This window comes from Nocardia sp. NPDC057663 (assembly GCF_042799895.1).
GTDB lineage: Bacteria > Actinomycetota > Actinomycetes > Mycobacteriales > Mycobacteriaceae > Nocardia.
The window spans coordinates 2821-24309 of sequence record NZ_JBHVHX010000015.1; the positions used below are offsets into that span (position 1 = coordinate 2821).

At 69.3% G+C, this 21489-nt stretch carries 22 protein-coding genes and 1 pseudogene; 19 read left to right on the top strand and 4 right to left on the bottom strand.

The window, feature by feature from the left end:
* Positions 1-181: 181 nt before the first annotated feature.
* A complete protein-coding gene (locus ACFVAV_RS25580; protein ID WP_379037800.1) occupies positions 182-355 on the bottom strand; it encodes a hypothetical protein in 174 nt (57 codons plus the stop codon).
* 143 nt (positions 356-498) lie between these two features.
* Here ACFVAV_RS25580 and ACFVAV_RS25585 point away from each other — a divergent pair, with 143 nt between their 5' ends.
* From ACFVAV_RS25585 to recN, 5 genes are read left to right on the top strand one after another with little or no spacing between them, the layout of a single operon-like run.
* A complete protein-coding gene (locus ACFVAV_RS25585) occupies positions 499-1392 on the top strand; it encodes an HAD-IIA family hydrolase (protein ID WP_379037801.1) in 894 nt (297 codons plus the stop codon).
* A 13-nt stretch (positions 1393-1405) separates the two neighbouring features.
* On the top strand, positions 1406-1693 hold the full coding sequence (locus tag ACFVAV_RS25590; RefSeq protein WP_379037803.1) for a hypothetical protein: 288 nt from the start codon (positions 1406-1408) through the stop codon (positions 1691-1693).
* 1 nt (position 1694) lies between these two features.
* Positions 1695-2516: a TlyA family RNA methyltransferase gene (locus tag ACFVAV_RS25595; protein WP_379037804.1), complete on the top strand. Its 822-nt coding sequence runs from the start codon at positions 1695-1697 to the stop codon at positions 2514-2516.
* The gene (locus ACFVAV_RS25600; protein ID WP_379037805.1) at positions 2513-3469 is read left to right on the top strand and encodes an NAD kinase; all 957 of its coding nucleotides are present in this window, start codon (positions 2513-2515) and stop codon (positions 3467-3469) included. Before ACFVAV_RS25595 ends, ACFVAV_RS25600 begins: the two co-directional genes overlap by 4 nt.
* Positions 3447-5216 carry a DNA repair protein RecN gene (recN, locus tag ACFVAV_RS25605; protein ID WP_379037807.1) on the top strand — a complete coding sequence of 590 codons (1770 nt, stop codon included), beginning with the start codon at positions 3447-3449 and terminating at the stop codon, positions 5214-5216. Before ACFVAV_RS25600 ends, recN begins: the two co-directional genes overlap by 23 nt.
* Positions 5217-5263: 47 nt before the next feature.
* Here recN and ACFVAV_RS25610 read toward each other — a convergent pair whose 3' ends face one another.
* Complete coding sequence (locus tag ACFVAV_RS25610; protein ID WP_379037808.1) at positions 5264-5683, bottom strand: SRPBCC family protein; 420 nt, start codon at positions 5681-5683, stop codon at positions 5264-5266.
* Between the two features lie 218 nt (positions 5684-5901).
* Between ACFVAV_RS25610 and steA the strand changes: the two genes are divergently transcribed.
* The 12 genes and pseudogenes from steA (at position 5902) to ACFVAV_RS25670 (ending at position 17829) form a co-directional block, all read left to right on the top strand.
* On the top strand, positions 5902-7104 hold the full coding sequence (steA, locus tag ACFVAV_RS25615; protein ID WP_379037809.1) for a putative cytokinetic ring protein SteA: 1203 nt from the start codon (positions 5902-5904) through the stop codon (positions 7102-7104).
* A 20-nt stretch (positions 7105-7124) separates the two neighbouring features.
* A pseudogene (locus tag ACFVAV_RS25620) lies at positions 7125-7507 on the top strand (copper transporter).
* Positions 7508-7679: 172 nt separating this feature from the next.
* Positions 7680-9401 carry a CTP synthase gene (locus ACFVAV_RS25625; RefSeq protein WP_379037811.1) on the top strand — a complete coding sequence of 574 codons (1722 nt, stop codon included), beginning with the start codon at positions 7680-7682 and terminating at the stop codon, positions 9399-9401.
* A gap of 88 nt (positions 9402-9489) precedes the next feature.
* Positions 9490-10143 (top strand): NUDIX domain-containing protein, encoded by a 654-nt coding sequence (locus tag ACFVAV_RS25630; RefSeq protein WP_379037812.1) that lies wholly within the window; start codon positions 9490-9492, stop codon positions 10141-10143.
* Positions 10144-10203: 60 nt separating this feature from the next.
* Positions 10204-11142 (top strand): site-specific tyrosine recombinase XerD, encoded by a 939-nt coding sequence (gene xerD / locus ACFVAV_RS25635; protein ID WP_379037813.1) that lies wholly within the window; start codon positions 10204-10206, stop codon positions 11140-11142.
* A gap of 250 nt (positions 11143-11392) precedes the next feature.
* The gene (locus tag ACFVAV_RS25640; protein ID WP_229740260.1) at positions 11393-12226 is read left to right on the top strand and encodes a ParA family protein; all 834 of its coding nucleotides are present in this window, start codon (positions 11393-11395) and stop codon (positions 12224-12226) included.
* Positions 12223-13107: a segregation and condensation protein A gene (locus ACFVAV_RS25645; protein WP_379037814.1), complete on the top strand. Its 885-nt coding sequence runs from the start codon at positions 12223-12225 to the stop codon at positions 13105-13107. Before ACFVAV_RS25640 ends, ACFVAV_RS25645 begins: the two co-directional genes overlap by 4 nt.
* A 70-nt stretch (positions 13108-13177) precedes the next feature.
* A complete protein-coding gene (gene scpB / locus ACFVAV_RS25650) occupies positions 13178-13834 on the top strand; it encodes an SMC-Scp complex subunit ScpB (protein WP_379037815.1) in 657 nt (218 codons plus the stop codon).
* Between the two features lie 8 nt (positions 13835-13842).
* Positions 13843-15201: a pseudouridine synthase gene (locus ACFVAV_RS25655; protein ID WP_379037817.1), complete on the top strand. Its 1359-nt coding sequence runs from the start codon at positions 13843-13845 to the stop codon at positions 15199-15201.
* Positions 15202-15239: 38 nt separating this feature from the next.
* Positions 15240-15944, top strand: a complete 705-nt coding sequence (gene cmk / locus ACFVAV_RS25660) for a (d)CMP kinase (protein ID WP_379037981.1) — start codon at positions 15240-15242, stop codon at positions 15942-15944.
* Complete coding sequence (der, locus tag ACFVAV_RS25665; protein ID WP_379037818.1) at positions 15941-17359, top strand: ribosome biogenesis GTPase Der; 1419 nt, start codon at positions 15941-15943, stop codon at positions 17357-17359. Before cmk ends, der begins: the two co-directional genes overlap by 4 nt.
* A 194-nt stretch (positions 17360-17553) precedes the next feature.
* Positions 17554-17829 (top strand): YggT family protein, encoded by a 276-nt coding sequence (locus tag ACFVAV_RS25670; protein ID WP_379037819.1) that lies wholly within the window; start codon positions 17554-17556, stop codon positions 17827-17829.
* A 25-nt stretch (positions 17830-17854) separates the two neighbouring features.
* Here the strand turns inward: ACFVAV_RS25670 and ACFVAV_RS25675 are convergent, their stop codons facing one another.
* Positions 17855-18451 (bottom strand): TetR/AcrR family transcriptional regulator, encoded by a 597-nt coding sequence (locus ACFVAV_RS25675; protein ID WP_379037820.1) that lies wholly within the window; start codon positions 18449-18451, stop codon positions 17855-17857.
* Positions 18452-18552: 101 nt separating this feature from the next.
* On the opposite strand from ACFVAV_RS25675, the gene ACFVAV_RS25680 reads away from it, so the two are divergent.
* Both ACFVAV_RS25680 and ACFVAV_RS25685 read left to right on the top strand, forming a co-directional pair.
* Positions 18553-19440, top strand: coding sequence for an alpha/beta fold hydrolase (locus ACFVAV_RS25680; RefSeq protein ID WP_379037821.1), 888 nt, complete (start codon positions 18553-18555; stop codon positions 19438-19440).
* A 168-nt stretch (positions 19441-19608) separates the two neighbouring features.
* Positions 19609-20190, top strand: coding sequence for a hypothetical protein (locus tag ACFVAV_RS25685; protein WP_379037823.1), 582 nt, complete (start codon positions 19609-19611; stop codon positions 20188-20190).
* Between the two features lie 114 nt (positions 20191-20304).
* On the opposite strand, the gene ACFVAV_RS25690 is transcribed toward ACFVAV_RS25685, so the two are convergent.
* On the bottom strand, positions 20305-21429 hold the full coding sequence (locus ACFVAV_RS25690) for an ACT domain-containing protein (RefSeq protein WP_379037824.1): 1125 nt from the start codon (positions 21427-21429) through the stop codon (positions 20305-20307).
* Positions 21430-21489 lie beyond the last annotated feature (60 nt).

Sequence of the window (21489 nt, forward strand, 5' to 3'; positions counted from 1 at the left end):
CCGTCCTCACCTCTGTCTCACGCTGTCTTTGTTGGGGCGGGGGGGGGGGGGGTGTTTTTTTCATCATGCCGTGGGGCCGGGGGGCCTCCGGGGGGGGTCCCCCCAATCTTTTTTGTGGCCTGGTGGGGGGTGGCGGGCGCCCCCTCGGCCCCCCCCCCCCCGCGGCCGTTCCGCGTCGGGCTCAGAAGGCGCCGAGCATGGTGTTCACCAGGCAGAACAGGATCAGCACACCACCGACTATGGAGAGGTGCTTGCCGAGCAGGCGAAAGAGCGCCGCGAGCTGGTTGCGGCCGAGGTGATCTCGATCACCAGGGCAGTGGCGACGCGCGCGACGCCGTGCGCCGAAACCGGGCACACCGTGCACGGTCGGTCACCGCATGCTCGATCATGAAGAGTGCGAGCACGATTCGACGGACCGGCGCGGCCCGGAGCTGTCGGTGGGCTCGCCTAGGGTCGGCAGGTGTGTTCGGCCCGGCAGTGACGACGGAGTGAGGGTGTGTGAACCGGCTACGCGATCAATACGACGCTTTGCTGCTCGACCTGGACGGAACGCTGTATCGCGGTCCCGAGGTGATCGACGGCGCCCCGAAAGCGCTCGCTCCGGACGGTGATTCGGCGCAGCGGCTGGTGTACGTCACCAACAATGCGGCTCGCGGGCCGGGCCCGGTCGCCGGGCATCTGGCCGAGCTGGGCTATCCGGCCACGGCCGAGGACGTGGTGACCAGCGCTCAGGCCGCGGCCGGAATGCTGGCGCACCGGCTGGCCCCAGGTGCTCGGGTGCTCGTCGTCGGCACCGACGACCTCGCCGCCGAGATCGAAGCGGTCGGTCTCGTGCCGATCCGGCGGTTCGGCGACATACCGCCCGAGGCCGTCGTCCAGGGGCATTCGCCGACCACCGCGTGGCCGGACCTCGCCGAAGCCGCGTACGCGCTGCGAGCAGGCGCGCTGTGGGTCGCCGCCAACACCGACCGCACTCTGCCGAACGAGCGTGGCCTCGCGCCGGGCAACGGGTCCATGGTCGCCGCGCTGCGCACCGCCTCCGATCGTGAACCGCTGGTCGCGGGCAAGCCGTACGCGCCGCTGATGGAAGACGCGCTCGAGCGCTCCGGCGCCCGCAACGCGCTGGTCGTCGGCGATCGCCTCGACACCGACGTCGAAGGCGCCAACGGGCTCGGGCTCGACTCGCTGCTGGTGCTGACCGGGGTCAGCACGCTCGAGGAAGTCGTCATCGCGCCACCGGCGCAGGTGCCCACCTACATCGCCACCTCGCTGGACGCTCTCAACGACGACATAGTGCCCGGAGCGGTCGCGCCCGCGGCTGCCGCGGAACTGTTGCGACAGCACCCCGGCCGGGCGGTACGGGTGCGCGCAGTCGATTCGGAAATCCGATAGCGTTGACGACACGATGAGTACTCCGAGTTCACCACCGCCCGGCGCGCCACAGCCACCCCGCCCAGGGATCCCCCTGCCCGGCAGTCATCTGCCCGGTGGTCAGGCGCGGCCGGAACCGGCCGACCCGAACCGGATCAAGGTCGAGGTCGACGCGCTGCTCGCCGAACTCGGCGCGGCACCCGCGGTCACCGGCCCGGCCGAGAACACCGAGGCAGGTGCCGACATCACCCGCCGTGCGCGCATCCTCGAGCAGGCGCACGACGTGCTGGTGGATGCCCTGGCGACAGTGGACAAGATCTGAGGTGGCCAGGCGAGCGCGGGTGGACGCCGAACTGGTTCGCCGCGGATTGGCGCGATCGCGAGAACACGCGGTCGAGTTGATCAGCGCGGGGCGCGTCCTGATTGCCGGCACCGTCGCGGTGAAACCGGCGACGGCGGTAGAGACCGGTACCCCGCTGATCGTGCGGGAGGAACCCGACGAGGTGTCGTGGGCGTCGCGTGGTGCGCACAAGCTGCTCGGCGCGCTCGAGGCGTTCGAGCCGCAGGGTCTCGGTGTCGCGGGTAAGCGATGCCTGGACGCGGGCGCGTCGACCGGTGGGTTCACCGATGTCCTGCTGTCGCGGGGCGCACGGGAGGTGGCCGCGGTCGACGTCGGGTACGGCCAGCTGATCTGGCGGCTGCAGAACGACGACCGGGTCCAGGTGTACGACCGGACCAACGTGCGCAACATCACCCCCGAAACCATCGGCGGCACAGTCGAATCCGTCGTCGGTGACCTGTCGTTCATCTCGCTGGGGCTGGTGCTGCCCGCGCTCGCGGCCTGCGCCGCCGACGGCGCCGATCTGCTGCCGATGGTGAAGCCGCAGTTCGAGGTCGGCAAGGAACGCGTCGGTTCCGGTGGCGTGGTGCGTGATCCGGCGTTGCGCGCCGAAGTGGTGCGCGAGGTGGCCGCCGCGGCAGGTGCGCTCGGATTGCGGACACAAGGTGTGGTGGCCAGCCCGCTGCCCGGTCCGTCGGGCAATGTCGAGTACTTCTTGTGGCTGCGCAAGGTCGGTCCGTTCGAGTACGACGCCGCGCAGGTGGAGGCCCTGGTGGCCCGCGCGGTCGAGGAGGGTCCGCAGTGAACACGCACGACGGCGGCAGGGAGATCCTGCTCGTCGCCCATCCCGGTCGCGCGGAGATCATCGAGACCGCGCACCGGGTGGCGAAGATCTTCGCCGAAGCGGGCATCTGCCTGCGGGTACTGGCCGACGAGGCCGACAGCACCCGGTTCGAGGACGAGCCCGCCGGCTACCCGGTGCGGGTGGTGCCGCACAGCCCGTCCGCGGCGCTGGGCTGTGAGATGGTGCTCGCCCTCGGCGGTGATGGCACCTTCCTGCGCGCGGCCGAACTCGGTCGGCCGACCGGGGTGCCGGTGCTCGGAATCAACCTGGGCCGTATCGGTTTCCTCACCGAGGCCGAGGCCGAGCATCTCGACGAGGCGCTGGCCCAGGTGGTCGACCGGGACTACCCCGTGGAAGACCGGATGACCATCGATGTCACCGTCCGCGTCGACGACACGATCGTCGAACGAGGATGGGCGCTCAACGAGGCGAGCATCGAGAACGCGCAGCGCATGGGCGTGCTGGAAGTCGTGCTCGAGGTCGACGGCCGGCCGGTCTCGGCGTTCGGCTGCGACGGCATCCTCATCTCCACGCCGACAGGGTCGACGGCCTACGCGTTTTCCGCAGGCGGACCGGTGGTGTGGCCGGAACTCGAAGCGATGCTGGTCATTCCGAGCAACGCGCATGCCCTGTTCGCGCGTCCGCTGGTGACCAGCCCGGAATCGTTGATCGCCGTGGAGACGGTGGCGACCGGGCACGACGCGATCGTGTTCCTCGACGGCAGGCGCACCCTGGCCTTGCCGCGCGGCGGCCGCGCCGAAGTGGTCCGTGGCGAACGACCGGTGCGGTGGGTGCGGCTGGATTCCGCACCGTTCGCCGACCGGATGGTGCGCAAGTTCCAGCTGCCGGTCACCGGCTGGCGGGGTAGACATCGAACGGAGAACAGCCGCGATGCTGACAGAGATCAGGATTGACGGACTAGGCGTCATCTCGACGGCGACCGCGCAGTTCCATGCGGGTCTGACCGTGCTCACCGGTGAGACCGGTGCGGGCAAGACCATGGTCGTCACCAGCCTGCACCTGCTCAGCGGTGCGCGCGCCGACGCGGGCCGGGTGCGGCTCGGCGCCGCGAAGGCTGTGGTCGAGGGCCGGTTCGTCATCGACGATGTCAACGAAGCGGCCCGCGCGGCCGTCGGCGAGGTGCTCGAGTCGGCCGCCGCCGAGGCCGACGAGGACGGCAGCGTGATTGCGGTCCGCACGGTCAACAGCGACGGGCGTTCGCGCGCGCACCTCGGTGGTCGCGGCGTGCCCGCGGCGGTGCTCGGTGAGTTCACCTCCCGGCTGCTGACCGTGCACGGCCAGAACGACCAGCTGCGCCTGCAGCGGCCGGAACAGCAACTCGCCGCGCTCGATCAGTTCGCGGGCGACGGCGTGGCCGGGCTGCTGCGCAAGTATCAGGTGCACCGCCGATCATGGCTCGACGCCCGGACCGAGCTGCTAGAGCGGACCGCGCGCAGCAGGGAGCTGGCACTCGAGGCCGACCGGCTCAAGCATTCGCTCGCCGAAATCGACGGCATCGCACCGGAACCCGGCGAGGACACCCGTCTCGTCGCCGAGATCCGTCGGCTCAGCGACCTGGATTCGCTGCGTGAGGCGGCCGTCGCCGCGCACGAGGCGCTGTCCGGTCCCACCGACGCGCCCGCCGACGGCGGCGGTGTGCTCGACCTGCTCGGCGGCGCGCGGGCCCGGTTGGATTCCGCCGACGATCCGGGATTGACCGGGCTCGCGCCGCGGCTGGGCGAGGCGATCGCGGTGGTCGTCGACGTGACCACCGAACTCAGTGGCTATCTGTCGGAGCTGCCGTCGGATCCCGGCGCGCTCGACTCGATGCTCAACCGTCAGGCCGAGCTGAAGTCGCTGACCCGCAAATACGCGCCCGACATCGACGGTGTGATCGCCTGGGCCGACGAGTCACGTGCCCGCCTGGACTCGCTCGATGTGTCCGAGGACGCGCTGGCCAAACTCGCGGGCGAGGTCGAGACCGCGGCGGGCAAGGTGCGCGAGGCCGCACGCAAACTCAGTGCCGCCCGGGCGAAGGCGGCGGGCAAGCTGGCCACGGCGGTGAGTGCCGAGCTCGGCGGGCTGGCGATGGGGAAGGCGCGGCTCGAGGTACAGGTGCGTTCGCTGCCCGCGGGCGCGCAGGATTCGGCGCCGATCGATATCGGCGGAACGCGGCTGCATGCCGGGTCCCACGGTGTCGACGAAGTGGAGTTCCGGCTCTCGGCGCATTCCGGCGCGCAGTCGCTGCCGTTGAGCAAGAGCGCCTCCGGCGGTGAGCTCTCGCGGGTGATGCTGGCGCTCGAGGTGGTCCTGGCCGGTTCCGATCACGGCGCGACCATGGTGTTCGATGAGGTCGACGCCGGCGTCGGCGGCCGGGCCGCGGTGGAGATCGGCAAGCGGCTGGCGCGGCTCGCCCGCACCCACCAGGTCATCGTGGTGACCCACCTGCCACAAGTGGCGGCCTTCGCCGACACCCACCTGGTGGTGAACAAGTCCGATGACGGAAAAGGCAAGGTGGACAGCGGAGTTCGCACGCTGACCGACGACGAGCGGGTGGTGGAACTGGCGCGCATGCTCGCGGGCCTCGACGACACCGAGACCGGTCGCGCGCACGCCGAGGAACTACTGGAAACCGCGCGAGCGGAGCGAGCACCGGCCTGACACGCGGGTGACGTCGCCCGCGTGGGACGCGGGCGACGTCGAGGCGATTACTTCAGGGCTTTGCGGACGCCGCCGATGAGCTGGTTGGTCAGCTGGCGCAGGCCGAACTCGAGCACCGGCGCGGGCACGGGCAGCGACGGCTCGGACTCCATCGTGTAGACCACGCGGGTGCCGCCGGCGGAGGTGTCGGCGAAGGTGATGATGCCGACGTGGCGCTTGACCGGCGCGCCCTTGACGATCTTGTACTCCATCCGCTCGCCGGGGACCAGCGCGGTGATCTCCTCGGTGACGCCCGCCTTGCCGAAGCCGAGCAGGTGCTGCGCGCCGACGCCGGTGGCCGGGTCGCCCTGCTTGATCAGCTTGACCTGGATCGGCAGGTACGGGCTGACGGCCTCACGCTCGGTGAAAAGGCGGTAGACGATGTCGCGAGGGGCTTCGAAAACAGTCTCGACGGTGCTGCGGGGCATGGATGTCTCCTGTCCGGGGTGTCTGTGACCCGCAGCATACGGGTAGTTGCGCGCCGCGTACCGGCCTGCCGGGCAAACCCCGTGCGCGGGGTGCTGCCTCGGCGACCGGCCGGTCGGGAAGCGGATGATGCCGGCGGGTTGCTGTGCTGAGAGGAATGCGACCGGCAATTCGGCGCGCCTCCACCAAAGGTTGAGGGTTTGCCCGCATCATCGGCCACATGAAGATGCCGGCGATGTTGTCGAGGAGCATGGAAACGCTGCCCGGTGTCACCGGGACCGCCCGGGTGGATCGCGACACCCGGCGACTGTTGCGGCGCATCAGCCCCGGGGACGTGGTGGTCCTCGACGAGACCGATCTGGACCGCCACATCGCGGACCGGCTGGTCGAGGCCGGTGTCGTCGCGGTGATCAACACCTCGCCGTCCATCTCGGGCCGGTATCCCAACCAGGGCCCGGAGGTACTGGTGGCCAACGGGATCGTGCTGGTGGACACGGTCGCCCCCGACGCCTTCGGCAAGATCAAGGACGGCACCAAGGTGCGCATCGACGAGGGCATCGTCTACGAGGACAAGCTGGTCATCAAGAAGGAACCCGAGGTCCTGGTCGAGGGCATCGCGTTCGACGAGTCGGATGTCGCCGACCTGATGATCGAGGCGCGGAACGGCCTCGCCGATCACCTCGACGCGTTCGCGGGCAACACCGCCGAGTTCGTCCGTACCGAGAGCGCGCTGCTGATCGACGGCATCGGTGTCCCCGACATCGAGCTGCAACTGCGCAACCGGCACGTGGTCGTGATCGCCGACGGGGCGGGGCATCTCGAGGAGTTGCAGCGGCTCAAGCCGTTCATCAAGGAGTACGCGCCGATCCTGATCGGCGTCGGCCGTGGCGCCGACACGTTGCGCACGCTCAAGTACAAGCCCGATCTGATCATCGGCTATCCGGACGAGATCAGCACGGAGACCTTGTTGTCCGGCGTCGAGATGATCCTGCCCGCCGACACCGAAGGGCACGCCATGGGCCTGGAGCGAATCCAGGATCTCGGCATCGGCGCGACGACCTTCCCGTCGTCGGGCTCGCCGACCGATCTGGCGCTCATGCTGGCCGACCATCACGGCGCGTCGCTGATCGTGCTGGCCGGCGCGCCCGCGTCGCTGGAGGACTTCTTCGACCGTGGCCGTCGTGACAGCAATCCGGCGACGTTCCTGACCCGGTTGAAGGTCGGCGCGAAACTGGTCGATGCGAGGGCGGTGTCGACGCTGTACCGGCAGCGGTCCTCGGGCGCGGCGCTGGCGCTGGTGGTGCTGGCGGCGCTGGTCGCGATCGTCGTGGTGATCCTGGCCACGCGTAACGGGTCCGAGGTGCTGGACTGGGCGGTCGAGTATTGGAACCGGTTCGTCCTGTGGGTGCGTGGTCTGCTGTGATCTCGTTGCGTCAGCACGCCATGCCGCTCGCGGCGATCTTCCTCGCCTACGGCGACACTCCCGTGCGACCCGCGCAACTCGCCGTGGTGGTCACCGGCAACGGTGTCGCATCCGACACCGGACAGGGTTCGACTATCGCCCGCTTCACCGGCGCGGTCCGTGCCAGGGCGGCAGGCGCCATGCTCGCTGGCCAGGCCCCGGCCGCCGAAGGCAGCGGCGCCATCGCCCATGTCCGCGCGCAAGAACCCCTGGCCACCACGGTCACCACGGTGACGATGTCGACCGCGAAATAGGCAGGGTGACAACAGCTCTCGCCTTCACCGAGCAGCTCTCCGGCGGCGCGGGCCGCTACGGAACCGGCTCGACGGCAACCTCCCTGACGATGGTCGCCATGCCTCGCTGACAGACACCTTCACGGCCCGTCGAGACAACTGATTTCGTGTGCACAGGGGTAACTCGCCGGGCACGCCCAGAAGCCGCCGACCATCTCACCGCAGGCCCGACTGCCAACACACCCCGTCGCAAACGACCCGCTAAATACGCGGAGAGGCGGGCGCCTGTTACTCTGGAGTTCCGTGGGTCAAACACGGAATCAGGCTCGAAATGCCACCAAGCACATCTTCGTGAGCGGTGGCGTCGCCTCCTCTTTGGGTAAGGGTCTCACCGCCTCCAGCCTCGGTCAGTTGCTGACCGCGCGCGGTATGCGGGTGACGATGCAGAAGCTCGACCCGTATCTGAATGTCGATCCGGGCACCATGAACCCGTTCCAGCACGGCGAGGTGTTCGTCACCGAGGACGGCGCCGAGACCGACCTCGACGTCGGCCACTACGAGCGGTTCCTCGATCGCGATCTGTCCAAGGACGCGAACGTGACCACCGGGCAGATCTATTCGACGGTCATCGCCAAGGAACGGCGCGGCGAGTACCTGGGCGACACCGTCCAGGTGATCCCGCACATCACCGACGAGATCAAGAACCGCATCATGGCGATGCAGGGTCCCGATCTCGAGGGCCAGGTGCCGGACGTGGTGATCACCGAGATCGGTGGCACCGTCGGCGATATCGAGTCGCAGCCGTTCCTCGAGGCGGCGCGCCAGATCCGCCACGACGTGGGTCGCGACAATGTGTTCTTCCTGCATGTGTCGCTGGTGCCGTATCTGGCGCCCTCGGGTGAGCTCAAGACCAAGCCGACGCAGCACTCGGTCGCCGCGCTGCGCAATATCGGTATCCAGCCCGACGCGCTGATCCTGCGCTGTGACCGCGAGGTGCCGCAGGGGCTCAAGAACAAGATCGCGCTGATGTGCGACGTCGACGTGGAGGCGTGCATCTCCACGCCCGACGCGCCGTCGATCTACGACATCCCGAAGGTGCTGCACAGCGAAGGCCTCGACGCCTATGTGGTGCGCAAGCTCGGTCTGCCGTTCCGCGATGTGGACTGGGCCGTGTGGGGCGACCTGCTCGACCGGGTGCATTCGCCGCGCGAGACCGTCGAGGTGGCGCTGGTCGGCAAGTACGTCGACCTGCCCGACGCCTACCTGTCGGTGACCGAGGCGCTGCGTGCCGGTGGCTTCGCGCACCGGGCGAAGGTGAACATCCGCTGGGTGCCCTCGGACGAGTGCGAGACCGAGGCGGGTGCCCAGGCGGCGCTGCGTGACGTCGACTCGGTGCTGATCCCCGGTGGTTTCGGCATCCGCGGCATCGAAGGCAAGCTCGGTGCGATCCGGTACGCCCGCCATCGTGGCATTCCGCTGCTCGGCCTGTGCCTGGGCCTGCAGTGCGTGGTCATCGAGGCGGCGCGCTCGGTCGGTATCGACGACGCCAACTCGGCGGAGTTCGAGCCCGACACGAAGAACCCGGTCATCTCGACCATGGCCGACCAGGAAGACGTCGTCGCCGGTGAAGCCGATCTGGGCGGCACCATGCGGCTGGGCGCCTACCCGGCCACGCTGCAGAAGGGCTCGGTCGTCGCGCAGGCCTACGGCGCCGAGCACGTCTCCGAGCGGCACCGGCACCGGTTCGAGGTCAACAACGCCTATCGCGAGGCCATCGCCAAGAGCGGCCTGGTGTTCTCGGGCACCTCGCCCGACGGGCACCTGGTGGAGTTCGTCGAGTACCCGGCCGCGGTGCATCCGTTCTTCGTCGCCACCCAGGCGCACCCGGAGCTCAAGAGCCGTCCGACCAGGCCGCATCCGCTGTTCGCCGCGCTGATCAACGCGGCATTGAAATACAAACTGGCCGAACGCCTTCCCGTAGACTTCCCGGAGGAAGAGCTCGCGGAGCACGCCGCGGATCTCTGAGGAAATCCGGCATGAGCGGTCAGCGGCCGGAGGAGGTAGCGGAGCGTGACCACGCAGGCCGCCCGAGCATGCCGAATGGAAACAGGACATGAGCCAGCCCGGTAGCCACGACTTCGAGACGGTCTCCAGCCGGGTGCTCTACAGCGGCGCGATCCTGGCCCTGCGCCAGGATCAGGTCGCGATGCCGGACGGGCGGATCGCCGATCGTGAGGTCATCGAGCACCACGGTGCGGTCGCGGTGCTCGCGCTCGACGACGACGGCAATGTCGTCCTGATCCGCCAGTACCGGCATCCGATCGGGACGCGGCTGCTCGAACTGCCCGCCGGGCTGCTCGACATCGACGGCGAGGACCCGCTCACCGCGGCCAAGCGTGAGCTGGCCGAGGAGACGGGCCTGGCTGCCGCCGAGTGGTCGGTGCTGGTGGACGTGGCGTTGTCGCCGGGATTCACCGACGAGGCGCTGCGGGTGTTCTTCGCGACCGGGCTCACCGAGACCGACCGGCCCGACCCGGAGCACGAGGAAGCCGATCTCGAGCTGGTCAGGATGCCGGTCGCCGAGGCGGTCCGCGCCGCGCTGGCCGGGGAGATCGTGAACGCGACCGCGGTCGCCGGTGTCCTCGCGTACGCCGCGGCGTCGGCGAGCGGGGCGCCACTGCGTCCGGCCGATGCGTCGTGGCCGGGTCAGCCGACAGCGTTCCTGCGTCGCAAGGCCGCCGAGGCGCAAGCCGGTAGCGACGCGTGACCACCACGTCGGCCCTGGTCCCTGCCGCAGCAGTCGGCGGGGATTAGGCGGGCATCGGGCGTGCTCGCGCGGGAGATCGACGCCTATCTCGACCACCTGGCGGTCGAGCGCGGAGCCGCGCGCAACACCCTCGGCGCCTACCGGCGTGACCTGGCCCGCTACCGGGATTTCCTCACCGCACGTGGCATCGCGAACCTGAGCGCGATCGCGCAGGGTGATGTCGCGGAGTTCACCATGGTGCTGCGTTCCGGTGGGGTAGATCATCCGCCGCTGGCCGCGGGATCGGTGGCCAGGGCGCTGATCGCGGTCCGCGGTCTGCACCGGTTCGCCGCCGCCGAAGGGATCACCGACACCGACGTGGCGCATGCCGTGAAACCGCCTGCCCCGGGCCGGCGGTTGCCCAAGGCGCTGCCCTACGACCAGGTGCTGCGACTGCTCGAAGCGGCAGGCGGTGACGGTGATTCGGGCGGCGCCGACGGTGGACCGCGCGGTCTGCGCGACCGGGCACTGCTGGAACTGCTGTACTCCACGGGGGCACGCATCTCGGAGATGGTCGGGCTCGACGTCGACGACATCGACGCCGAGCAGCGGTGTGTCGTCCTGCACGGCAAGGGCGGCAAGCAGCGGCTCGTCCCGATCGGCCGACCCGCCCTCGCCGCGGTCGACGCGTACCTGGTCCGCGGCCGTCCCACCCTCGCCGCGAGTGGAAAAGGCTCCGCCGGAGCCCTTTTCCTCAATGCGCGCGGCGGCAGGCTGTCCCGGCAGAGTGCCTGGCAGGTACTACAGACCGCGGCCGAACAGGCAGGCATCGGGGCGACGGTGTCGCCGCACACTCTGCGGCATTCCTTCGCGACGCACCTGCTCGACGGCGGCGCCGACGTGCGCGTCGTGCAGGAACTGCTCGGCCACGCCTCGGTGACGACCACCCAGATCTACACGCTCGTGACGGTGAGCACGCTGCGCGAGGTCTGGGCGACCGCGCATCCGCGGGCCACGTAAACCACCACCGCACGGTCGCGCCCAGCAGGTATGGTGCGAACACGCCCGGCGTTGCCATGCCGTACCTCACCGGTCCGAGCGGTAGCGTCTACCCAGAGCTGGACCGTACGAAAGCAAGTCCGAGCCGAATCGGCCTCGCTACCCTCGACAGGGGTTACCGGCAGGAAAAACGTATAAGGAGCAGCGGATCGTGACGACAGCGGAAACACCGTGGGACGGTGGACCGGACGAGGTCGCCGAGGCCGTCGAGATGGGCCCGACCGGGCGCCCGCTGCGACTGGTACCCGAGCCCCCGCAGGTGCAGCGCCACGGCGACGCGCTCGTGGTGGCCATGTGCAACCAGAAGGGCGGGGTCGGCAAGACCACCTCGACCATCAATCTCGGTGCGGCCCTGGCCGAATACGGCCGTCGCGTGCTGCTCGTCGACCTCGACCCGCAGGGTGCGCTCTCGGCCGGTCTCGGCGTCGCCCACCACGATCTCGACCTCACCGTGCACAACCTGCTGATCGGCGGGAAGGCCACGGTCGACGACGTGCTGCAGACCACCAAGGTCGACGGCATGGACCTGTTACCCAGCAATATCGACCTCTCCGCGGCCGAGATCCAGCTGGTCAACGAGGTGGGTCGCGAGCAGTCGCTGGGCCGTGCCCTCTCGGGCGTGCGTGACCGCTACGACTACATCCTCATCGACTGCCAGCCTTCGCTCGGCCTGCTCACCGTCAACGCGCTGGCCTGCTCCGACGGCGTCATCATCCCGATGGAATGCGAATACTTCTCGCTGCGCGGCCTGGCCCTGCTCAACGACACCGTCGAGAAGGTGCGCGACCGGCTCAACCCGCGACTGAGCCTCTACGGCATCGTGGTCACCATGTTCGACGCGCGGCTGCTGCATTCGCGTCAGGTGATGTCGCGCGTGGTCGAGGTGTTCGGCGATCTGGTCTACGACACCGCCATCTCCCGCACCGTGCGGTTCCCCGACGCCAGCGTCGCCGGTGAGCCGATCACCACCTGGGCGCCGAAATCCGCGGGCGCCGAGTCCTATCGGGCCATGGCTCGCGAAGTCATCCACCGGTCGGGCCGGTGATCGACGCAATACCCGAGGTGCAAGAGGCTCACGAAGATGCGGCACCCACCGCCGAGAACACCGGTTTCCACCTGCGGCTGAAGAACTTCGAAGGGCCGTTCGATCTGCTGCTGACGCTGATCAGCTCGCGCAAGCTCGATGTCACCGAGGTCGCGCTGCATCAGGTCACCGACGAGTTCATCGCCTACACCAAGGCGCTGACCGCCGAGCTCGCCGAGAACACCAAGCTGCGCGCGGACAAGATCCTCGATCAGACCACCGAATTCCTCGTCGTCGCTGCCACTCTGCTCGATCTCAAGGCGGCGCGGCTGCTGCCGTCGGGTGAGATGACCGACGCCGACGACCTGGAACTGCTCGACGCCCGCGACCTGCTGTTCGCGCGCCTGCTGCAGTACCGCGCGTTCAAACAGGTGGCCGCGTTGCTCGCCGAGCTGGAAGCGGCCGCGCTGCGCCGGTATCCGCGCTCGGTGGCGCTCGAGGAACAGTTCGAGGGGCTGCTGCCCGAGGTGACCCTCGGCGTCGACATCGCCGCGTTCGCCGAGATCGCCGCCGCCGCGTTCCGGCCACGCCCGATTCCCCAGGTCGGCCTCGGGCACCTGCACATGCACACCATCTCGGTCGCCGAGCAGGCCGAGCTGGTGCTGGCCCGGCTCAAGGAGCGCGGTCCCGGCGGATGGACCACCTTCGCCGAACTGGTCGCGGACTGCACGGTGCCGGTGGAAATCGTCGCCAGGTTCCTGGCGTTGCTCGAGCTGTACCGCGGCAAGACCATCGCGTTCGACCAGCCCGATCCGCTCGGCCCGCTGGCCGTGAGCTGGCTCGGTGAGCTGGATCCGGACGCCGAAGCGGCCGCACTGACCTTCGAGGAGGATTACGGATGATCGGGTCCAGCCCGGAGGCGGCAGCGCAGCGTAACCACAGAGGGCTCCCGATCATCCAGGAGGACACAGCATGACCGAGGCAGTGGTGGAGTTCACTTCCGAGCCGCTCGCCGACCCCGAACTGCGGTCGGCGCTGGAGGCGATGCTGCTCGTCGTCGACGCTCCCGCGCCGGTAGAACAGCTGGCAGCGGCCCTGGACGACACCGCGGAGCGGGTCGAGACCACGCTGCGGGCCATGTCTGCGGAGCTGTCGGCGCGGGGCAGCGGCATCGACCTGCGTTTCGTCGGTGACGGTTGGCGCTTCTATACTCGACAGGAGTACGCGCCCTATGTCGAGCGTGTACTGCTCGACGGGGCCCGGACCAAGCTCACCCGGGCCGCCTTGGAGACCTTGGCGGTGATCGCCTACCGCCAGCCGGTGACCCGGACCAGGGTCAGCGCGGTTCGCGGGGTGAACGTCGACGGAGTGATGCGCACCCTGCTGGCCAGGGGCTTGATCGCGGAAGCGGGTCAGGACCCCGACACCAACGGCACGATGTACCGCACCACCGAGTTGTTCCTCGAACGGATCGGGCTCGCCTCACTGGGCGACCTGCCGCCGCTGGCGCCGCTGCTTCCCGGCGTCGACCTGATCGACGAGATCAGCGAGAGCCTGGAGACCGACCCACGGTTCACCAGGCTGAAGAAACCGACCGAGTCCGATATGGATCTCGGCACCGACGATTGACAGGACAGATGAATAATTCCGCTCGCCGAGATGGCACACCGGACCGAAGAAAACGCAGCGACCAGCCCCGTAGCGGCGCGAACCGGACCGCGGGAACCCGCGGCGGCACCGCGCGCACCGGGCAGTCAGGCAGCCGCAGCGAGGCGAGCGGCCGCCGCGGCACCGGCGGATACGAGCGCGGTGAGTCGACCGGTCGCCGCCCCTCCTCGGGTGGCTTCACCCGTGGCGGCACCGACGACCGGCGCGGATCGGCGGGACGCGGCTACCAGCGTGGCGCGACCGACGACCGCCGTGGCGGTTCCGCCGGCGGCTACGAGCGTGGCGGCGACGATCGCCGTGGTGGCTACCAGCGTGGCGGCGACGACCGCCGTGGCGGCTACCAGCGCGCGGGCGAGGACCGCCGTGAGGGTGGCTACCAGCGCAGCTCCGGCTCGGCAGGCAGCCCGGCGCGTGGCGCTCAGCGCGCAGGCGGCACCGCCCGCCCGGCGACCTCGCAGGCACCCGCCGCACGCAAAGCCAAGTCGGCCAAGCCGCAGCGTAAGGTCGTCGCGCCGACGATCCTGAACAACGCCAAGCCCGCGCGTCACCAGCACGCCGAGAACACCGAAGGCCCGAAGAAGCTGCCGTGGGGCGAAGGCGAACGCCTGCAGAAGGTGCTCGCCAAGGCCGGTGTGGCCTCGCGCCGCGCGGCCGAGGACATGATCGCCGCCGGTCGCGTCGAGGTCGACGGCAAGATCGTGCGTGAGCAGGGTCTGCGCGTCGATCCGGAGAACGCGGTCGTGCGCGTCGACGGCACCCGCGTCGTCGTCCGCGACGAACTCGTGCACCTGGTGCTGAACAAGCCCAAGGGCTGGCAGTCGACCATGTCCGACGATCTGGGCCGCCCCTGTGTCGGCGACATCGTCGCCGAGCGGATCGCCGCCGGGCAGCGCCTGTTCCACGTCGGCCGGCTCGACGCCGACACCGAGGGCCTGCTGCTGCTCACCAACGACGGCGAGATGGCGCACCGCCTGATGCACCCCTCCTTCGAGGTGCCCAAGACCTACCTGGCCACCGTCAACGGCGAGGTCAACTACCGCCTGGTCGGCAAGCGCCTGCGCGAGGGTGTCGAGCTCGAGGACGGCCCGGCCAAGGTCGACAAGTTCATGCTGCTCGAGGCCTACGAGGGTCGTTCGCTGGTCAAGCTCGTGCTGCACGAGGGCCGCAAGCACATCGTGCGTAGGCTGCTCGACGAGGTCGGCCACCCGGTGATCCGGCTGGTGCGTACCCACATCGGCCCGGTGGCACTGGGCGACCAGCGTCCCGGCACGCTGCGCGTGCTCGGCCGGGACGAGATCGGCAAACTCTACGAGGCGGTGCAGCTGTGAACGGAGTGGACTTCCCGGTGGAGTTCGCCGGCGACCGGATGACCGGCGAGGGCACGCTCGTCGTCGCGATGGACGGCCCGTCCGGCACCGGCAAGTCCAGTGTGTCGCGCCGGCTGGCCACCCGACTCGGTGCCAGCTACCTCGACACCGGCGCCATGTACCGGGTCGCGACGCTGCGCGTGCTGCGCGCCGAGGTCGACCTGACCGATTCGGCCGCGATCGCGGAAACCGTTGCGGCGCTGCCATTGTCGATCGGCACCGACCCGAGCCACGAGGTGATCGAGCTCGACGGTGAAGACGTCTCGGCCGAGATCCGTGGCGACGCCGTCACCAAGGCCGTTTCCGCGGTGTCCGCGGTCGCGCAGGTGCGCGAGCAGCTCGTCGCCCTGCAGCGTGAGATCGCGGCGATGGCCGGCCGGATCGTGGTCGAGGGCCGTGACATCGGCACCGTAGTGCTCACCGGCGCCGACGCCAAGATCTACCTCACCGCCTCCGCGGAGGCGCGCGCCCAGCGGCGCAATGCCCAGAACATCCGCGAGGGACGCGGCGACGACTACGCGGCCGTGCTGGCCGATGTGCAGCGTCGCGACACCCTCGATTCCACCCGCACGGTGTCGCCGCTGCGCCCCGCCGCCGACGCGGTGCTCGTCGACACCAGCGACCTGACGATGGACGAGACCATCGACGAGCTGTACCGCGTGGTGGCCCAGCAGCTTTCGGCCACGACAGGAGGTTCGCGATGATCGACGAAGAGGTTCTGGTCGGAGACGGCACCTGGTCCGACGAATCCGATTGGGAGATCGCCGATTTCGAGGGCGAGTACGAGGGTGACGAGCACCTCGCGATGCCCACCGTCGCGGTGGTCGGCCGCCCGAACGTGGGCAAGTCGACCCTGGTGAACCGCATTCTCGGCCGCCGTGAGGCCGTCGTCGAGGACGTCCCCGGCGTCACCCGCGACCGCATCTCCTACGAGGCCAGCTGGGCCGGGCGCCGATTCCTGGTGCAGGACACCGGCGGCTGGGAGCCCGACGCCAAGGGCCTGCAGCAGCACGTCGCCCGCCAGGCCGAGGTGGCGATGGCGACTGCCGACGCGATCCTGCTCGTCGTCGACGCGACGGTCGGCGCGACCGCGACCGACGAGGCCGCGGTACGCAAGCTGCGCCGCTCCAAGATCCCGGTGATCCTGGTGGCCAACAAGGTCGACGACCAGAAGGTCGAACTCGAGGCGGCCAGCCTGTGGTCGATGGGTCTCGGTGAGCCGCGCATGGTGTCGGCCGCGCACGGCCGTGGCACCGGCGACCTGCTCGACGACGTGCTCACCGCACTGCCCGAGACCCCGCGCGAAGGCACCGGCGCCGCCGGTCCGCGCCGCGTGGCGCTGGTCGGTAAGCCGAATGTCGGCAAGTCGAGCCTGCTCAACAAGCTCGCAGGCGACGAGCGTTCGGTGGTCCACGATGTCGCGGGCACCACGGTCGACCCGGTCGACTCGCTGGTCGAACTGGGCGGCAAGGTGTGGAAGTTCGTCGACACCGCCGGTCTGCGCCGCAAGGTGTCCAATGCCTCGGGCACCGAGTTCTACGCCTCGCTGCGCACCAAGTCGGCGCTGGAGGCCTCCGAGGTCGCGATCATGCTGATCGACGCCTCGGTGCCGATCACCGAGCAGGACCTGCGCGTGATCAGCCTGGTCGCCGACTCCGGTCGCGCGCTGGTGCTGGCCTTCAACAAGTGGGACCTGGTCGACGAGGACCGCCGCTACATGCTCGAGCGCGAGATCGATCGCGATCTGGTGCGGGTGCCGTGGGCCCAGCGGGTCAACATCTCCGCCCACACCGGCCGCGCCGTGGCCAAGCTGGTGCCGCAGATGGAGACCGCGCTCGAGTCCTGGGACAAGCGCATCTCCACCGGCCGCCTGAACACCTGGCTCAAGGAAGTCATCGCGGCCACCCCGCCGCCGATGCGCGGCGGCCGCCAGCCCCGCGTCCTGTTCGCCACCCAGGCGGGCACCCGCCCGCCGACGTTCGTGCTGTTCACCACCGGCTTCCTCGAGGCGGGCTACCGCCGCTTCCTGGAGCGCCGCCTGCGTGAGGAGTTCGGCTTCGACGGTTCGCCCGTGCGCATCTCGGTGCGTGTGCGCGAGAAGAAGGAACGCAAGAAGTAGAGCGTCCCCCCGCGAGCCCCGGGCAGTTGCCCGGGGCTCGCCGCGTTTCCGGACCGAAGTCAGCCAGGCCGCGCCTGTGCGCTACGCCGCGATCCGGGGCTGATAATCGGCTGAGAACAATCGGAGAAGGACACCTCGGCGCGGCCGGCCGCGTTGACAGGGGTACGAGGTCCTGGCTTCCTGAGGAGTGCGTCATGAGTCTGATCGGAACCGTGGTCGGCTATGCGCTGACGGTGTTCATGTTGTTGCTGCTCGCGCGGATGGTGTTGGACTGGGTGGCGTTGGCCGGGAGAGGGCCGCACTGGGTGGGGAAGGCGCGATCGGTGACCCACGCCGCGACCGAACCGGTGATCGCGCCGGTGCGGCGGATCTTGCCGCCGGTCCGGATGGGCGGGCTGGGAATCGACCTGGCCTTCACCCTGGTGTTCATCGCCGTGCTGATTCTGCGCGCGGTCGCCTTCAGCCTGTAGCGCCGGTCGCCGGAGCGATTCACGGTCAGGCGTCTACCACCCTGTCGAGCAGATGGTCGACGAGTTGCGTTGCGCGAGCGGCCATGTCGTTGTCGGTGAGCATGCCCTGGGCCAAGCCGGCGATCGTGAGGAGCGCGACTTCGGCATCCGCGCGGATCGTCGTCTCCGCTGCCTCAGGACCCCGTAGCTGGAGGAGTTGGGCGGCGACCGCGTCGATGATGTAGCGGGGTGTACCGGCGGTGTCGGCGGATTCGAGGTCGGGCCCGGTGAGCGTGGCCGCGTGGAAGATGCCGAGGATGACGGCGTTCTGCCTGCTGGTTTCATCGAGCGGCAGCAGGCCGATCAGCACGGTGCGGATGATGTCGCGCGGGCCCGCTCCAGGGCCAAGGGCGGCCAGTGCCTGATGTAGCCGGGCGCCCGAATCCTCGACGACGGCACGGTGTGTGGCGAGCAGGAACTCACGCTTGGTGCCGAAGTAGTACTGCACCGACCGCACCGAGACCCCCGCCTCGGCGGCGACCGATTGAAAGGTCGCCGCGTCGAGCCCACCCCGGGCGATGACCCGGCGCGCGGCGCCGGTGATGGATCTGCGCCGTTCTTCGTGATCGGCCAACCGTGGCACGCTCGCCTCCTTCTGCTCCGGCTCGTCCCGCAGGTTCTTGATGGTACGCCCATACCATCTTTGTGGTACGGTGATATCACCAACGAGGTAAAGGGGTGGTCATGGCCAAGATCGGGCGGTTCAAGAACGACAAGGCACGCGAGGAATTCCTGCGGGCCTATCGAGACCTGGAGAAGCAGCAGCCGATTCCGTCGACAACGGTCGACGTCGCCACCTCCTTCGGCACCACCCGGGTGCGCACCTTCGGCCGGGGCGGCGGCGTGCCGATCGTGCTGATGCACTCGCTCGGGGGCAACAGTCTGGCCTGGACCCACGTCATCGAGGAGATCGCGCGCGATCGGGTCGTCCACGCACCCGAGTTCCTCGGCACGCCGGGTCTCAGCATCCAGACCGCGCCGATCGACGAAACGCGGTTCGGTGCCTGGTTTCTCGAGGTCCTCGACGGTCTCGGCGTCGACCGAGTTCACCTGGTCGGCTACTCGCAGGGTGGATGGCAGGCGATGGCGATCGCGGCGAGCGAACCGCGACGGCTCGTCAGCCTGACGGTGATCGAGCCCGGCGGCACCTTGACGAAGGTCAGGTGGGGCGTGCTGTGGAAGATGATCAAGGCGGGCGCGCGGCCGACCGACAAGAACCTCCGCAAGCTGAACGAGTGGCTCAACCCCGGCGTCACTCTGACCGACGCCGAATTCGCCGGTGTGAAAGCCGCTCTGGGCTACGTCCCCTCGATCGGCTACCCGCGGATGTTCACCGACGAGCGGCTGGCGACGATCACAGTGCCGACTCTGGGCCTGTTCGGATCCGAGTCGCTCGTCGCCGACGCGACCTTCGCGACCCAACGCCTGCGCGACAACGTGCCCACCTGCGAAACCGAGATCTTCGCGGGCGCCGGCCACGGCATTTTCCACCAGATCCCGAAACAGGTCAATGCCGCCATCCTCGACTTCACCCGCCGCTACGAACCGACGGACGCCCTCCGAGGCGAGTAGCCCACCAGTCCAGCGCTATTCGCAAGGCGGTGGACTGGCGGAATCCCCACGCCCTCGGCAAACACGTGCAGAGAACATAGGCTGCATGGACGCGGGTTTTGGGGGATTCAGCGTGCTTGCCGAGCGCGTCGGCCCGCCGCCGAAGTCACCCGTCGACTAGGAGGACCAGTGAGTTCGACCGACGACACTGCCCCCACGGAGAAGGCTGGGCAACCTCCGGGCCGGGCTGAACTTCGCCGCTTCCTGGCGGCAGCGGTTCTCAACGCAGTATGTGAGGAACCGGAGCTCTTGGAAGATGACGCCCATGAGATAGCGATGATGTTCCGTATCGGTTGGTGTTTGGTACCGATGATCGAGTGCGATGGTAGCGATCTTCGTGTCGATTGCGAGTACAACCGCATGACCGATGCCGGCGGGGTTCGCGTTCCGAAGCGAGCGCCCGATGCAGACAACAAGCATTCCGGTGGAAATGACGACCCTCACAGGACGAGGCGCAAATTGATCCGTCCTGATCTGATCGTCCATCGCCGCGGAAACAACGACTTGAATCTGCTTGTCGTCGAGGCCAGGAAGAAGAACGGTCTCGGCGACGGTCTGCCGGGCATGCTGAATCGTCTACGAGGGTTTCGGTCCGAGACGGGGCTGAGGTATCAACATGCTGTTGCCGTGGTCCTCGCGGAAACACCGCTGTGGCAGTGGGTCGATGAGGATGAGGAGCTGGTCCCGGTGGGATCGGATTCGAACGGCTGAGTGGATATGCCTCTGGCGAGCCGCCCTCCGCCCCATGTGGCAGACCGGTGAATCGCGAATCGGCGAACGTGCGATGCGTTGAACGGCTTTCGTGCGGAAAGGTCGATGACGTCGCTAGTCGTCGGTGCCCTCGATCCGCCAGCGGGTCGTCACCGCGCGGACGCAGGGTGCTTCCGCGAGCGCGTCGACCGTGTCGCTGAGCGCCACCTCCAGGGCGCGGTGGGTGAGGACGATCAGGTGGGCGTCGTCGCCGCGGTGCTCCTGGCGCACCCGCGCGATACTCACGCCGTGGCCCGCGAACACCGCCGCGACCTGGGCCAGCGCACCGGCGTGGTCGGTGACCCGCAGGTTCAGGTAGTAGCGGGTGGGTGTGTCGCCGAGTGGGGCCACGGGGAGTTCGGCGTAGTAGGAGGCGCGGGGTGCGCGGCCGCCGTGGACGCGGTTGCGGGCGGCGGTGATCAGGTCGCCGAGCAGGGCCGACGCGGTGGCGGTGGTGGCGCCGTCGCCGTAGAACATCAGCCTGCCCGCGCACGCCGCGTCGACGGCCACCGCGCTGAACGGCGCGTCGACCCGGGCGAGGGGATCGGTCGCCGGGAGCAACGCGGGGTGGACGCGGACCGAGATCTGTTCCTTGCCACCCTCTTCGGCGACCCTGGTGCACACGGTGAGCGTGCGCAGGCGCAGGCCCAGCGCCTCGGCAGCGTCGAGATCGGGTGCCGCCGCCGGGCCGGACTCCTCGAAGTGCACGTCACCGACTTCCACCCGGGTGTGGAACGCCAGTGTCGCCAGGATCGCCGCCTGCGCGGCCGCGTGCCTGCTGTGTTCGGCGGGGAAGACCCCGAGCACCTGGTGCACCCGGTCACCGGAGAGCGACTGGGTCAGCGGCCGCACCACCGGAACTCCGCCCGCCACCGCCGCTTCGAAGAACAGGTCGGCGCCGTGCTGCTCGGCGGCCGCGGCCAGCCGGTGCCCGTGCTCGGCGATCAGCGCGGTGTTCGCGGTGATCACCGACCGGCCGTCGCGTAGCGCGTCGAGCACCGCCGTCACCGAGCCGACGTGCTCGGTCGCATCCACCACCAGCTCCGCCCGCCCGTCGAGCACCAGTCCCGCACCGGCGCGTTCCCGCAAATCGCCGCGCGTGTCGCGCAGGATCCGCGTGACCTCCGCGGCGAGCGCTCCGGTGCCGAGAACGGCGACCCCGAACGGGGGCCGCGGGGAACGAAAGAGCTGATTGGTCATGGGAATTCGCCTAACCGCCGAGAACTGCCGAGCCGGGGACGAACGCCGCTCGCGCCACCC

What these genes read in the sequence shown, in the direction of transcription:
- ACFVAV_RS25590 (WP_379037803.1), top strand. Translation starts at nt 1,406, where the DNA reads ATGAGTACTCCGAGTTCACCACCGCCCGGCGCGCCACAGCCACCCCGC.
- recN (WP_379037807.1), top strand. Translation starts at nt 3,447, where the DNA reads ATGCTGACAGAGATCAGGATTGACGGACTAGGCGTCATCTCGACGGCG.
- ACFVAV_RS25610 (WP_379037808.1), bottom strand. Translation starts at nt 5,683, where the DNA reads ATGCCCCGCAGCACCGTCGAGACTGTTTTCGAAGCCCCTCGCGACATC.
- steA (WP_379037809.1), top strand. Translation starts at nt 5,902, where the DNA reads ATGAAGATGCCGGCGATGTTGTCGAGGAGCATGGAAACGCTGCCCGGT.
- ACFVAV_RS25630 (WP_379037812.1), top strand. Translation starts at nt 9,490, where the DNA reads ATGAGCCAGCCCGGTAGCCACGACTTCGAGACGGTCTCCAGCCGGGTG.
- ACFVAV_RS25640 (WP_229740260.1), top strand. Translation starts at nt 11,393, where the DNA reads ATGGGCCCGACCGGGCGCCCGCTGCGACTGGTACCCGAGCCCCCGCAG.
- scpB (WP_379037815.1), top strand. Translation starts at nt 13,178, where the DNA reads ATGACCGAGGCAGTGGTGGAGTTCACTTCCGAGCCGCTCGCCGACCCC.
- ACFVAV_RS25655 (WP_379037817.1), top strand. Translation starts at nt 13,843, where the DNA reads ATGAATAATTCCGCTCGCCGAGATGGCACACCGGACCGAAGAAAACGC.
- cmk (WP_379037981.1), top strand. Translation starts at nt 15,240, where the DNA reads ATGACCGGCGAGGGCACGCTCGTCGTCGCGATGGACGGCCCGTCCGGC.
- der (WP_379037818.1), top strand. Translation starts at nt 15,941, where the DNA reads ATGATCGACGAAGAGGTTCTGGTCGGAGACGGCACCTGGTCCGACGAA.
- ACFVAV_RS25670 (WP_379037819.1), top strand. Translation starts at nt 17,554, where the DNA reads ATGAGTCTGATCGGAACCGTGGTCGGCTATGCGCTGACGGTGTTCATG.
- ACFVAV_RS25680 (WP_379037821.1), top strand. Translation starts at nt 18,553, where the DNA reads ATGGCCAAGATCGGGCGGTTCAAGAACGACAAGGCACGCGAGGAATTC.
- ACFVAV_RS25690 (WP_379037824.1), bottom strand. Translation starts at nt 21,429, where the DNA reads ATGACCAATCAGCTCTTTCGTTCCCCGCGGCCCCCGTTCGGGGTCGCC.